Below are 12751 nucleotides of genomic sequence, written 5' to 3'. Positions count from 1 at the left end.
CGGCCCCTCCCTGCGGCGGGTTAAATCCTCAGGCCGCCTCCAGCAGGACCACAGCGAAGAGGCCGTCCTCATCGGTCCATTTGCGGGTCAGCGTCCAGCCTGCATTTTCCGCCATTCCGGCAAAACGGTCGAGCGCAATCTTGCGGGAGTTCTCTGTATGGATCGTCTCGCCCTCCGCAAAACTGAACTCGCGGCCGGCCACCGTCACCGTCTGATCCTTCAGGCTGCGAAGGTGCATCTCGATCCGGCTATCCTCACTGTTCCAGCGCGCTTCATGCTTGAAGGCGGACACGTCGAAGCTGCCCTCCAGCTCCCGGTTGATGCGTTCCAGCAGGTTGAGATTGAAGTCCGCGGTCACACCCCCGGCATCGTCATAGGCCGGAATAAGGATGTCAGGCGATTTGGGCTGATCGAGGCCGATGATGAAACAGGCCTCGTCGCCGAGATCCTCGCGCGTAGTCTTGAGAAAGCGGTCAATCTCCCGGTCGAGCAAATTGCCCATGGTCGAGCCGGGAAAGAAACCGGCCCGGCGGCGCCCACCTTCAGGAAGACTTGCGCCGAGATTGGAGGCCATGAAATCGGACGCGACTGGATAGATGTCCAGGTCGGGATAGAAGGCTCTCAGCTCGTTGGCTGACGCTTCGAGATGTTCAGACGAGATGTCTACCGGCACAAAGGCTCGGGGCGCCTCAAGCGCGTCCAGGAGAATGCGCACCTTCATCAGGCTGCCCGCACCATATTCGACAATCACCGCATCTGGGCCGATGGCGTTCGCCATGTCCCGCGCCTGCCCGGTCAGGATTTTCAGCTCGGTGCGCGTGGGATAATATTCGTCAAGCTCGGTAATCTCGTCGAACAGCTGCGAGCCACGGGCATCGTAAAGCCAGCGGCTGGGGATCGCCTTACGGCGCGCCGACAATCCGGCGAGCACATCGTCGAGAAAGGGGTTTGTGGCTTCGCCGTCCATCATGCGTCCTTTGCGAGTCTTACGCCGCAGAACTGCCAGCGTTTATCGGGGTGAAAGAAATTCCGGTATGTCGGGCGAATATGGCCTGCAGGTGTAACGCACGAGCCGCCCCGCAGGACCATCTGCCCGCTCATGAACTTGCCATTATATTCGCCGACAGCGCCCTCGGGCGCTCTGAAGCCCGGATAGGGGAGAAAAGCGCTGCGCGTCCATTCCCAGACATCGCCGAACATGCCGGCAAGCCCGTCCGCACTCTGCGGCGCCGGGCTGAGCCGGCCTGTGCCGGCATCATTGCCGTTCACGGGCAGACCACTCGCCGCGAGTTCCCATTCCGCTTCACTGGGCAGGCGGGCCCCGGCCCAGCTGGCATAGGCGTCGGCTTCATACTGGCTCACATGGCAGACGGGCGCCTCGGGATCCACCGGCTGCGCACCGCGCAACGTCATGGTCCACCATTCGCCGTCGCGTCTGTGCCAGTAGAGCGGCGCTTGCCAGCCCTGCGCCTGGCGGGCGGCCCAGCCATCCGACAGCCAGAACCGTGTCTGGTCATAGCCGCCATCCTCGATGAAGGAGATCCATTCGCCATTCGTCACCGTGCGGCTGGCAAGCTCGAAGGGATAGACATAGGTCTGGTGGCGCGGCGCTTCGCAATCATAATGAAACCCCTCCCCCTCGTGCCCCATGTGTATCAGGCCGGCTTCGAAACGGTGCCAGGTGAGCGGGGTAGCCGGTGCGGTCATCGCGCGCGGCTCTGACGGCCTGAAAGCGGGTTTCAGCGGGTTCTGTGCGAACAGGTGCAGGATATCGGTCAGGAACAGCTCCTGATGCTGCTGCTCATGATGGATGCCCAGCGTGACCAGCTCCGCGACTGCAGGCTCCACATCCGTGCCAAGCAGCTCTTCCATCGCAGCATCCACATGCGCCCTGAAAGCCAGGACGTGGTCAAGCGAGGGCCGTGTCAGCATGCCCCGGCGCGGGCGTGGATGGCGCTCGCCTACGGCATCGTAATAGGAATTGAAAAGATACTCGAAAGCCGGATCGAATTCCTCATAGCCGGCAAGGTGCGGCTTCAGGATAAAACACTCAAAGAACCAGGTCACATGGGCCAGATGCCATTTTGCCGGGCTTGCATCCTCCATGGACTGCACCGTTGCATCGGCGTCCGATAGCCCCTCGGCCAGAGCGCGCGAATAAGCACGCATCTCCTGAAAATCTGCGAGCATACGGGCCAGATTATTCGGCGCGCTTGATGGGCGGGCTGAAAGCATGTGGCATCCTTTAATTGGCGTCTCTGGGCATGGCTAACTTGATGAGACAACTATAGCGCGTGCTGGACACGACAATGCGTCCAGACGGAAGTCATCGGGCAATTGCAGCATCCATTTGTCAAATCGAGCACAATCCGCAATGGAATCAGCGCCTTCAACGCCTCGTTAAGTAAAGTCGGACATTCATGAAATTAAGGACAGAATGACCGGCAGGCACACCAACCGATGGACCCTGAACTTGCAGATCTACTACCGCTGTTCATCAGCGAGGTTGTGCCCGTCCGCAATGAGGACGGTGCCATTGTCGATCTTGAATGGGTCTACGCCAACAGGCTGATGAATGAAGCTCTGGTTGGCGACGGCCAGTCCATTGTTGGAAGACGTGTCTTCGAATTCGACCCTGAATACCGCACGGCGCGTAACACGCGCGAAATCCTGGACGTGATCCGGAGCGGGCAGCCAGTCACCTTCATGACCGATGAGGGCCGGGCAGCAAAAAAGGTCGGACGGGTCATCAAGACGACACTCACCCCGACACGGCGCGGCGTCCTGTGCTGCTCACACGAGGTCACCGAACTTGCCAAGGCGCGCGACAAGGCCATCGGCGAGGCAGAGCGTCTGAAACTCGCCTGCGACCACGCCCTGCACGCCATCCTGCTGAGCGATCACAATGGGACTGTGACCTATGTGAACAGCGCCCTGGAGGAACTTCTGGGCTGTCGCTCAAGCGATCTTGTGGGACACAATTGCCGCAAGCTGCTCGGCCGGCCTTCCCTGCCTGCAGAAGAGGAACTCCTGAAGGAGGTCGCGAGAAATGGCTCCTTCAAAAATGTTCATGAATGCGAACTTGTATCGGCGGCGGGAGAGACAATCCTGACATCGATTGCGATCAACAGCGCCTTTCTCGCTGGCCAGACCGAGCCGGTGCATATCGCGCATATTCAGGATATCCGGCCGGAGCGCCGCCGCGTGGCAGAGCTCAATGATGCGCTGGGACGCGCAGAAGAGGCGACGCGGCTGAAGTCGCAGTTTCTGGCCAATATGAGCCATGAAATCCGCACGCCTCTCAACGGCGTTCTGGGCATGGCGCAGATCCTCGCCCAGGATAGCCTTACCGACGTGCAGGCCGAAAACGTGTCCATCATCCTCGAGTCCGGACGCGCCCTGATGTCATTGCTGAATGACGTTCTGGATCTTTCCAAGATCGAGGCAGGCAAGTTCGAACTTTCACCGCATCCGATCGACGTGCGCCAGAAGCTCAACAGTATTTTCCGACTGCATAAGCCGTCGGCCGAGGAAAAAGACCTCTCCTTTCGCCTTTTCATCGATGACAGCGTCCCGGCCTACCTGATTCTGGACTGCATTCGTCTGCGCCAATGCGTGAGCAACCTGATTTCCAACGCAATCAAGTTCACGGCACGCGGCGAAGTGCTGATTGCCGTCAAAGCGGACCCGCGTTCGCACGGCTATTCAGACCTGACCGTACATGTGTCGGATACAGGCTGCGGCATTCCAGAAGACAAGGTCGACCATATCTTCGCGTCCTTCTCCCAAGCCGATGGATCCATCACACGCAAATTCGGCGGGACAGGGCTCGGCCTCTCGATCAGCCAGAGCCTCGCGCGCCTCATGGGCGGCGATATCACCGTGGTGAGCGAAGCTGAGCGCGGATCGGTATTTACGCTGCGGATTCCGGCAGAAATTGCAGAGTACAAAGGCCGGGAGGCAGCTTCACCGAACGCATCCTTCAGTTCAGGAGGAAACGAGCAAAAGCCTGACAGGTCGTTCGCCCACAAGTCCGCGATCTAGCCCGTCTCCCCGAAAAGCTCGCGGCCGATGAGCCAGCGGCGGATTTCCGACGTCCCTGCCCCGATTTCGTACAGTTTGGCATCGCGCAGCAGGCGGCCCGTGGGATATTCGTTGATATAGCCATTGCCGCCCAGCAGCTGGATCGCGTCGAGGGCGATCTTGGTGGCGAGCTCTGCGGCATAGAGAATGGCGCCGGCCGCATCCTTGCGCGCCGTCTCGCCGCGGTCACAGGCCTTGGCAACAGTGTAGACATAGGCCTTGGCGGCGTTCATCTGAACATACATGTCGGCAAGCTTGCCCTGCACCAACTGGAATTCGCCAATCGACTGGCCGAACTGTTTGCGGTCGTGAACATAGGGCAGGACGACATCCATACAGGCCTGCATGATACCCGTCGGGCCTGCGGCGAGGACCGCGCGTTCATAGTCGAGACCGCTCATCAGGACTTCGACGCCGCCGTTCAGCGGGCCCATGATGTTCTCTTCGGGCACTTCACAGTCTTCAAAGACCAGCTCACCAGTCTCCGAGCCGCGCATACCCAGCTTGTCGAGCTTCTGGGCGACGGAGAAGCCTTTCATGCCGCGTTCAATGATGAAGGCTGTGATGCCGCGCGACTTCTTCTCAGGCTCGGTCTTGGCATAGACGATCAGCGTGTCGGCATCCGGTGAATTGGTGATCCACATCTTCGAGCCGTTGAGGATGTAGCGATCACCCTTCTTCTCGGCTTTCAGCTTCATTGAGACAACGTCAGATCCTGCGCCGCTTTCGGACATGGCGAGGCCGCCCAGATGCTCACCCGTGACAAGCTTTTCCAGGTAGCGCTTCTTCTGGTCGTCATTGCCCCAGCGGCGAAGCTGGTTCACGCAAAGATTGGAGTGCGCACCATAGGACAGGCCAACAGAGGCAGAGGCGCGTGAAATCTCTTCCATCGCGACAACATGTTCGAGATAGCCCAGCCCGGTGCCGCCCCATTCTTCCTCAACGGTGATGCCAAGCAGCCCCAGCTCGCCCATCTTGGGCAGGAGGTGACGGGGAAAGACGTCCGTGCGGTCAATCTCGGCAGCCAGGGGAGCGATCTGATCGGCGGCAAAACTTTTCACGGTTTCACGGATCATGTCGGCGGTTTCGCCGAGATCGAAGTTCAGTGTGGGATATGTGTTCGGGATCATGGCTGGGATTTAGCCATGATTGCCCCGAAAGCCAATGGCGCGAATGGTATCCGCGGCTCAGCCTTCCTGTTTGCCGCCCATGAGCGCCTTGATGCAGTAATAGGCCATGACAATGCAGATCAGGCCGCCCAGCAGCATCAGGAAAGGTGGAAGGTAGGCCATCATCTCGGTCTGTTCGGCCTGCTCCATTCCGAACCAGCCGAACTCGGCCGAGCCGCCATAGGTAAAGAGGCCTGCGCCGACGAGTGCCAGGATGGCGAACAGCAGGGTTTCCAGCGGCCCTTCGCGCACTTCATCCTCTTCGTCGCGTCCTTCAGACAGCCAAACGTCGGACGGGCGCAGATCATCAATCAGGATGCGGCCGCGTTCGTCACGGTTTTCATTGTCGTCTTCGTCTTCAAGCGAGGCAGCGCTCAGCGGCTCAAGATCGACATCGAAATCTGCATCCGTTTCGAGGTCTTCAGCCTCGCTGGCATCAGCGTCTGCGGCCGTGGAAGTCTCGTCTTCGGTCTCGCTGGCAGCGGCGGCTTCCTCATCGGAAGAGGCAACGGCTTCAGCCGTCTCAGCTTCGATTGAGCCCTCTTCCTGCTCGTCTTCACTTGCCTGCTGATGGACCGGCGGCACCACCAGATCGAAAGGCGAGGATGCGCGGTGGGCTTCATCGTCTTCTTCATCGGCAGGTGTTGCGGTTTCTGCTTGGCCCGCCTCTTCAGCCTCGCTGGTGTCCATCTCGTCAGCATCATTGTCAGCGCTGATCGTGAAGGCCTGCTGACCATCCTCTTCTTCGGAGACCGGCTCTGCTTCAGCTTCAGCCTCGACCTCGGCTTCTGCCTCGACCACAGCGTCTTCTTCTATCGCTTCTTCGGTCTGGAGGTGGCCGGCCAGATTGCCCTTGGGCGCGGTGTCGATAGCCAGGGCGGAAACGGCGGCGCGGATGTCGTCAACACTCTTGTCTTCACCGTCGGACGGATAATCATAAGCACCCTCGCCATGCTCGGCGAGGATCTCATTGGCTTCTTCCTCACCGAGGATGCGCGTCAGCCTGTCCTTGACGTGGCGGGCAGCGGCCTCGGTGGAGATTTCTTCATCGATCTGGTCATTCGCGGGCAAGCCCGGCGCCTGGAAGGCAGCCATCTGGACCTGCTTGCGGTAGCGCTCGGTCTCTTCAATATCGACGATGGGCCGGAACTGGCTGCTGGAGGCGTGCGGGACAGGACCTTCGGTCTTCAGGAAAAGTGCCTTTTCGTCTGCGCGCCGGCGCACCAGAGGGTCGACGACCATGTCACGCTGGCCAACCCGCGCCTTGCGCCAGCTTTCCATCGCCCAGGCCGCCTTCAGCTTGTTACCGGCATTGATATGCGCCAGCACGTCGGACGCCTCGAATTGCGACAGGCCGATATTGAACGAGAAGGAAACGAGCGCATCGAACTCATTCTGTGAAACAGGCACAAGCAGCAGCTTGTTCAGCGCTTCCTCAATGGGGGGCAGGTCAAATTCCGAAAGGATGGCTTCGGCTTCGGCCTCGGTAATGGTCAGGCCCTCGCGCGCGGCCTTGGTGTGACCAAAGCCGATCACCCAGCGGCCATCCGGCAGCTGACGCGAATCCGGGCGGAAGCCCTCATATGCCTTGATGAGCCTCAGTCCAGCGTCGGATGTTCGAAGTTCTGACACAGTAAATGCTCCAAACCGATACAGTCAGACCCGACGCTGCAAGTCGCAGGCCGCATGGTGCCCAGCCAGCCCCGCCCGGCTTCAGAGCAGGATCAGTGTCGCCAGCCCGAGGAAGCTGAAGAAAGCCATAATATCGGTTAGCGTCAGAACAAAGACCGAAGACGCAACCGCCGGGTCGGCACCCACACGTTTCAGTGCGAGTGGCACAACAATGCCGGAAAAGCCTGCCCAGATGAAGGTGGCAAACATGGCGACAGCTATGGTGAAACTAAGCTGGGAACTCTGGAACCAGACAAAGGCGATGATGGCAACGCCAATCGCGAAAATGATTCCATTTGCAAGACCGGTGAGCGTCTCGCGCAGGATTGCGCGCCGGCCCGCATCGCCTTCCATTTCCCGTTCCGCGATGGCACGCACGGCGACCGCAAGGCCCTGACTGCCGGCGTTCCCGCCCAGCGCGGCGACGACCGGCATCAGGATCGCCAGCTGGACGATCTGGTCCAGCGTGCCCTCAAACAGCGAGATGATGCCCGAGGCGATGAAGGCGGTCACAAGATTGACGGCGAGCCAGGGCGCGCGGGATTTCACCGAATCGAGCACTGTGTCGGACCCGTCGGCGGCGTTCACACCTGAGAGCGCCAGAAGGTCTTCAGTGTTCTCTTCCTGGATGACATCGACGACATCGTCGACGGTCAGCATCCCGATCAGCCGGCCGGCCGGGTCGGTCACGGGCGCTGAAGCGAGCGAGTATTTCTGGAACTGATAGGCGGCGTCTTCCTGGTCCATATCGACCGTAATGGTCGATTCCACTTCCTGCATGATGTCCGACAGGTTCACATCGCGCGCAGAGCGCAGCAGCGTGGCAAGCGGCACCTCGCCCTTCAGCTTGTGAGCCGGGTCAATCACATAGACTTCGAAGAACTCCGCCGGCAGGTCGTCGGCATTCTCCCGCGCATGATCGATTGTGTGACCTACCGTCCAGAATTCGGGCGCCGCGAAATATTCGCGCTGCATGAGACGGCCGGCCGTCTCTTCGCCATACGCAAAGCCCTGCTCCAGCGAGGCCCTGTCCTCCGGCGCCAGCTCTTCCAGGATGCGCTCACGCCGGTCATCCTCAAGGTCCTCCAGAATGGTGGTGACATCATCGGAATCAAGTTCGCCCAGAACGGCGGCAACCGCCTCATCCGGCAGGACTTCGACAGCTTCCTCGCGGTACTCGTCGCGAAGCTCGATGATGATATTGGTCGGAAGCTGGCCGCCGAGCAGATCGACACAGGCGGCAAAGTCATCGCTGGACAGCTGTTCCAACAGGTCGGCGGCGTCGGCTGGGTGCAGCCGGTTCAGCAGGCGCGAAAGCCAGCGCGTATCGCGGTCCCAGACCGCCTCGCGCACATCGGGCACATAATCCATATGCGCTTCGCGGACGGGTTCGTCGGATATATCTGTCTGGGATGATTGCGGCAGGTCGGACATGAGGGCCCCCTCCTTCGTTACGGACGGCAAGGGCGTCCGACTGCCTGCTTCCCTAGGGATGGTGCGGTCGAGAGGACTCGAACCTCCACGGATTGCTCCACAGCGACCTCAACGCTGCGCGTCTACCAGTTCCGCCACGACCGCACTGGATCCCTTCGGGAAGTCCGCGCGGTATAAGTGCGCAAACTGGCTTTGTGAAGCCCTCCTTGCACCTCTATATGCGGCGAATGACAGATTTTCCTGTAGTTGAATGGGCCGTCAGCGATACGCCGGTCGATTATGAGGCCGCCCTGGCCTTTATGGAGCGCCGGGTGCGCGCCATTCGTGACGAGGGCGCGCCCGAGCTTGTCTGGCTGCTTGAGCACCCGCCCCTCTATACGGCCGGCACGAGCGCCAGGCCTGAGGACCTCAAGGACGCGAATCGCTTTCCCGTCCATGAGGCGAGCCGCGGCGGCCAGTACACCTATCACGGCCCCGGCCAGCGGGTCGCCTATGTCATGCTGGACGTGGCAGAACGCGGCAAGGATGTGCGGGACTTTGTGGCGAAGCTCGAAGCCTGGGTCATTGCCGCGCTTGGCGAATTCAATGTGAGGGGCGAAGTGCGCGACGGCCGGGTCGGCGTCTGGGTCGACCGCTCACAACCGGGCACGCCGCCGCGCGAGGACAAGATCGCCGCGATCGGGCTTCGCCTGAAACGCTGGGTCAGCTTTCACGGCATCAGCCTCAATGTGGAGCCGGACCTCTCCCACTTTGAGGGAATCACGCCCTGCGGCATCTCGCAGGAAGGTTTCGGTGTCACCAGCCTCGTCGATCTGGGCCTGCCGGTGACGATGACGGACGCCGATGTCGCCTTGAAAAAGGCGTTCAGCGAGATTTTCCTGTCAGAGCTTGAAAACGTTCCGGCGCCCTTGCGCGATTACGAACCTTAGAATCGGGCGCGCTCGTCGACCTGCCCCTCGCTGCCCGGATAGGCACCAAAAAAGGGAACCCGCGCGACCCACATAAGGCTCCAGATCGCAATCAGAGCGCTGAGCGGGATCATGAAATACTGGATCATCGGGGCGGCCGCCTTGAGGACATAGCCTGTCTTGGGGGGGAGGGGCTGGTCCAGATTCATGCCGCCATGAGCGCCCGGAGGACCGCCACGTCGTTGCTGGGGCTGCTCGCCGCCTTTCTCTGCAGCGGCGGCCTCTGCCTTTTCACGCTCTTCGCGCTGGCGCTCACGAAAGGCCTCCGGATCGGTGAGGTAATCCTGGCGCATCTCAAACTTCTTGTCGTACTCAGCCGCTTTCGACATCGCTGTGGTGGCGAAGAAAGCAGCCCCCAGCAACAATGGCAAAAGAGGAAGAATGGCCCAGAGCGGCGACTTGCCCGCATCGTTGAGACGGCGCGAATGAATCACATAGGACAGAAGCGTCGTCACAACGAAGACGATCGGGGTGGCATACGTCCCGAACAGCGAGACGCCCTCTCCATCGCCGCCTGCGAGATTGAGAACGAGCGCAATAGTGAAAGGCACGATGATGATGAGCGACTGCAGGCTGAACAACAGCGTCCAGGCCCGCGTGAAATGCAGGCGCGGCGACTCGCCAGTCGGGTCGAACAGGGTTTCGAACCAGTTCATGTGCCCCGGCAGCTCACGCGCATCGGTCAGCCAGGGGCGCTTGGGGTCGAGAACAGTCTCAGTCGTTTGTGACATTCTGTGCGGCTTTCGCGTCTTATCGATAAACGCTTATAACCAGCAATTCGAATTTATCAATAAACGATAATAATATTTCGCAGCGCCAAGCCTAGGCGGCGCTTTCAGGAACGGGTCCGTGACTGTTGTCACGCGGTTCGGTTGGCAGCCCGCCGACGATCAGGGCCGCCAGGCCCGCATTGACCACATAGGAGATGACAACCAGCGGAAACAGCATGTCCATGAGCCGCTGCGACGCGTCGGCGAGCTGGGCTTCATTCGCGTTCGCCCAGCTTTCCATCATGGCTTCGATCAGCGCGCTTCCCTCGCTGCCGAGGAAAAGGCCGCCAAACAGGCCGAACAGCATCATGAACACAAACATCTTGCCGACCCAGACGGCGACGATCCACCAGCCGGTGGTGCCCGCGTCGTGGAAGCGTTTGGCGAAGATGCAGATGTTCGCATAGACCAGCCCGAGCGTGATCATCATGGTGATGAGACCAAGCAGCCCGCCCATGGCACCGGCCAGCTTGATCTCCACGCCGCGCTTGATGACCGCAACGACGGTGACCACGATCAGGCCCTGCCAGAAACGGTTTCTGGCGATCCGCCCTTTCGGGTTGAACAGAAGCTCTGTCATCGCCTGCTGGCCAGACTGCGCCATGATTGCCCTTCGGCCCTGCCCTATTCGAACTCGACCATGACCTCATCGGCCGCGACACTGTCACCGGCGCCGACATTGATGGTCTTCACGGTCCCGGTGGCTTCGGCCCGAATGATGTTCTGCATCTTCATCGCCTCCACGATACAGACCGCTTCGCCTTCCTCAACCTCCTGGCCGACTTCAACGTCGATGGAGACCACAAGACCCGGCATAGGCGAGATGACGAGCTTGGACGTATCCGGTTTCGGCTTCTCGGGCAGACGCTCCAGCATCTTTGCCGTGAGCGGCGTGCAGACAAGCGCGCGTACCGAAACACCGCGATGGCGCAGCAGATAGCCTTCGGTCTTGTCGGCAAACTTTACCGCAAAGGATTCGCCATCAATCGTTCCTTCCAGCAGGTGCGTGCCCGGCTTCCAGTCGGTCTCGAGTGTGTGAACCTTGCCCTCGATGGTGATCTTCGCACTGTCATCGCCAAGCTCCAGCTCAATCGGCTGCTGGTGCTTGTCCAGAATGACGACCCACTCCTTGCGCGCCTCTGCCGGCTCACTCATCCGCCCTGAAATCTTCTCGGCGCGGCGCGCGAAAACGCCGTGCACATAGGCGGCCGTGACCGTCAGATAGAGGCGCTGCTTGTCCGTCGGCTCCACGCCATCAAAGCCTTCGGGGAACTCGTCCTTGATATAGGCTGTCGTGATGTCGCCCGAGCGGAAGCGCTTTTCGTCCATCACGGCGGCAACGAACGGAATGTTGTCCTGGATGCCTTCGATGTGGAAACGGTCCAGCGCGGAAGCCTGCGTGTCCAGCGCCGTGTCACGGTCCTTGCCGTGGGTCACCAGCTTGGCGATCATCGGGTCGTAGAACATCGAAATCTCGTCGCCCTCGCGGACACCGGAATCCATCCGCACCGTGCCCTCGCCCAGCTCACCTTCGCCCGGCGGGTGGAAGCGGCGCAGGCGGCCGATGGAGGGCAGGAATTTACGGTAAGGGTCTTCGGCATAGACACGGCTCTCGACCGCCCAGCCATTGATCTTGAGGTCTTCCTGCTTGATGGCGAGCTTCTCGCCATAGGCGACCCGCAGCATCTGCTCGACCAGATCGACACCCGTGATCATCTCGGTCACCGGATGCTCGACCTGGAGGCGGGTGTTCATCTCCAGGAAGTAGAAGCTCTTGTCGACACCCGAAGCGACGAATTCCACCGTGCCCGCGCTGTCATAGTCCACGGCCTTCGCGAGCGCGACAGCCTGCTCCCCCATCTTCTTGCGCGTCGCCTCATCCAGAAGCGGGCTCGGTGCTTCCTCGATGACTTTCTGGTTACGGCGCTGGATCGAGCATTCGCGCTCGAACAGATAGATACAGTTGCCATGCTTGTCGCCCATGACCTGGATCTCGACATGGCGCGGCTGCTCGATGAATTTCTCGATGAAGATCCGGTCATCGCCGAACGAGGCTTTCGCTTCGGCTTTCACTGCCGGGAAGCCTTCCTGGACTTCCTTGTCATTATAGGCAACGCGGATGCCCTTGCCGCCGCCACCGGCTGACGCCTTGATCATGACAGGGTAGCCGATGTCGCCAGAGACCTTCACGGCTTCTTCAGTCGATTCAATCAGGCCCATATGGCCGGGCACGGTACTCACGCCTGCTTCGGCGGCGAGGTTCTTGGAACTGATCTTGTCGCCCATCGCCTCGATGGCATGCGGATTGGGGCCGATGAAGACGATCTTCTCTTTCTCAAGCCGCTTGGCGAATTCAGGGTTCTCGGAAAGAAAGCCAAAGCCCGGATGGATCGCTTCGGCGCCGGTCTGCTTCACGGCGTCCACGATCTTGTCCATGACAAGATAGGACTCGGCAGCAGGCGGCGGGCCGATATGCACGGTCTCATCGGCCATTTCGACCGCCATGGAATTGGCATCGGCATCTGAATAGACGACGACCGTCTTGATGCCCATCCGCTTGCAGGTCTTGATCACGCGGACAGCAATCTCGCCGCGATTGGCGATCAGGATTTTCTTGAACATGGACTGCCCCCTGAATCAGCAGTGGATTGTGTTG

10 protein-coding genes and 1 tRNA gene are annotated in these 12751 nt (G+C 60.4%); 2 read left to right on the top strand and 9 right to left on the bottom strand.

The window, feature by feature from the left end; all coding sequences use genetic code 11:
• Positions 1-28: 28 nt before the first annotated feature.
• Both egtD and egtB read right to left on the bottom strand, forming a co-directional pair.
• Positions 29-970: an L-histidine N(alpha)-methyltransferase gene (gene egtD, locus ABNU55_RS11610; RefSeq protein WP_290749105.1), complete on the bottom strand. Its 942-nt coding sequence runs from the start codon at positions 968-970 to the stop codon at positions 29-31.
• Positions 967-2235, bottom strand: coding sequence for an ergothioneine biosynthesis protein EgtB (egtB, locus tag ABNU55_RS11605; protein ID WP_290749108.1), 1269 nt, complete (start codon positions 2233-2235; stop codon positions 967-969). Before egtB ends, egtD begins: the two co-directional genes overlap by 4 nt.
• A gap of 225 nt (positions 2236-2460) precedes the next feature.
• Between egtB and ABNU55_RS11600 the strand changes: the two genes are divergently transcribed.
• On the top strand, positions 2461-4044 hold the full coding sequence (locus ABNU55_RS11600; protein ID WP_290749111.1) for an ATP-binding protein: 1584 nt from the start codon (positions 2461-2463) through the stop codon (positions 4042-4044).
• Here the strand turns inward: ABNU55_RS11600 and ABNU55_RS11595 are convergent.
• The 4 genes from ABNU55_RS11595 to ABNU55_RS11580 form a co-directional block, all read right to left on the bottom strand.
• Positions 4041-5213, bottom strand: a complete 1173-nt coding sequence (locus tag ABNU55_RS11595) for an isovaleryl-CoA dehydrogenase (protein ID WP_290749114.1) — start codon at positions 5211-5213, stop codon at positions 4041-4043. The two genes, ABNU55_RS11600 and ABNU55_RS11595, sit on opposite strands and share 4 nt — an antisense overlap.
• 57 nt (positions 5214-5270) lie before the next feature.
• Positions 5271-6884: a lysozyme gene (locus tag ABNU55_RS11590; RefSeq protein ID WP_348764371.1), complete on the bottom strand. Its 1614-nt coding sequence runs from the start codon at positions 6882-6884 to the stop codon at positions 5271-5273.
• Between the two features lie 81 nt (positions 6885-6965).
• Positions 6966-8357 carry a magnesium transporter gene (mgtE, locus tag ABNU55_RS11585; RefSeq protein ID WP_290751628.1) on the bottom strand — a complete coding sequence of 464 codons (1392 nt, stop codon included), beginning with the start codon at positions 8355-8357 and terminating at the stop codon, positions 6966-6968.
• Between the two features lie 59 nt (positions 8358-8416).
• A tRNA-Leu gene (locus tag ABNU55_RS11580) sits at positions 8417-8501 on the bottom strand.
• 83 nt (positions 8502-8584) lie between these two features.
• Between ABNU55_RS11580 and lipB the strand changes: the two genes are divergently transcribed.
• Positions 8585-9286, top strand: a complete 702-nt coding sequence (gene lipB, locus ABNU55_RS11575; RefSeq protein WP_290751630.1) for a lipoyl(octanoyl) transferase LipB — start codon at positions 8585-8587, stop codon at positions 9284-9286.
• Here lipB and ABNU55_RS11570 read toward each other — a convergent pair.
• The 3 genes from ABNU55_RS11570 to ABNU55_RS11560 form a co-directional block, all read right to left on the bottom strand.
• The gene (locus tag ABNU55_RS11570) at positions 9283-10056 is read right to left on the bottom strand and encodes a DUF805 domain-containing protein (protein ID WP_290751632.1); all 774 of its coding nucleotides are present in this window, start codon (positions 10054-10056) and stop codon (positions 9283-9285) included. The two genes, lipB and ABNU55_RS11570, sit on opposite strands and share 4 nt — an antisense overlap.
• A gap of 91 nt (positions 10057-10147) precedes the next feature.
• A complete protein-coding gene (locus ABNU55_RS11565) occupies positions 10148-10699 on the bottom strand; it encodes a DUF805 domain-containing protein (RefSeq protein WP_290751634.1) in 552 nt (183 codons plus the stop codon).
• A 20-nt stretch (positions 10700-10719) separates the two neighbouring features.
• The gene (locus tag ABNU55_RS11560) at positions 10720-12717 is read right to left on the bottom strand and encodes an acetyl/propionyl/methylcrotonyl-CoA carboxylase subunit alpha (RefSeq protein ID WP_290751636.1); all 1998 of its coding nucleotides are present in this window, start codon (positions 12715-12717) and stop codon (positions 10720-10722) included.
• Positions 12718-12751 lie beyond the last annotated feature (34 nt).

Source organism: uncultured Henriciella sp. (assembly GCF_964005855.1).
In the GTDB taxonomy this organism is placed as follows: domain Bacteria; phylum Pseudomonadota; class Alphaproteobacteria; order Caulobacterales; family Hyphomonadaceae; genus Henriciella.
Note: the sequence above shows the minus strand (reverse complement) of the source record. Positions and strands in the feature narration are given on the sequence as shown.

Bases quoted from the DNA above. Each gene is read 5' to 3' on its own strand.
- egtD (WP_290749105.1), bottom strand. From the start codon at position 970: ATGATGGACGGCGAAGCCACAAACCCCTTTCTCGACGATGTGCTCGCC.
- egtB (WP_290749108.1), bottom strand. From the start codon at position 2,235: ATGCTTTCAGCCCGCCCATCAAGCGCGCCGAATAATCTGGCCCGTATG.
- ABNU55_RS11600 (WP_290749111.1), top strand. From the start codon at position 2,461: ATGGACCCTGAACTTGCAGATCTACTACCGCTGTTCATCAGCGAGGTT.
- ABNU55_RS11595 (WP_290749114.1), bottom strand. From the start codon at position 5,213: ATGATCCCGAACACATATCCCACACTGAACTTCGATCTCGGCGAAACC.
- mgtE (WP_290751628.1), bottom strand. From the start codon at position 8,357: ATGTCCGACCTGCCGCAATCATCCCAGACAGATATATCCGACGAACCC.
- lipB (WP_290751630.1), top strand. From the start codon at position 8,585: ATGACAGATTTTCCTGTAGTTGAATGGGCCGTCAGCGATACGCCGGTC.
- ABNU55_RS11570 (WP_290751632.1), bottom strand. From the start codon at position 10,056: ATGTCACAAACGACTGAGACTGTTCTCGACCCCAAGCGCCCCTGGCTG.
- ABNU55_RS11565 (WP_290751634.1), bottom strand. From the start codon at position 10,699: ATGGCGCAGTCTGGCCAGCAGGCGATGACAGAGCTTCTGTTCAACCCG.
- ABNU55_RS11560 (WP_290751636.1), bottom strand. From the start codon at position 12,717: ATGTTCAAGAAAATCCTGATCGCCAATCGCGGCGAGATTGCTGTCCGC.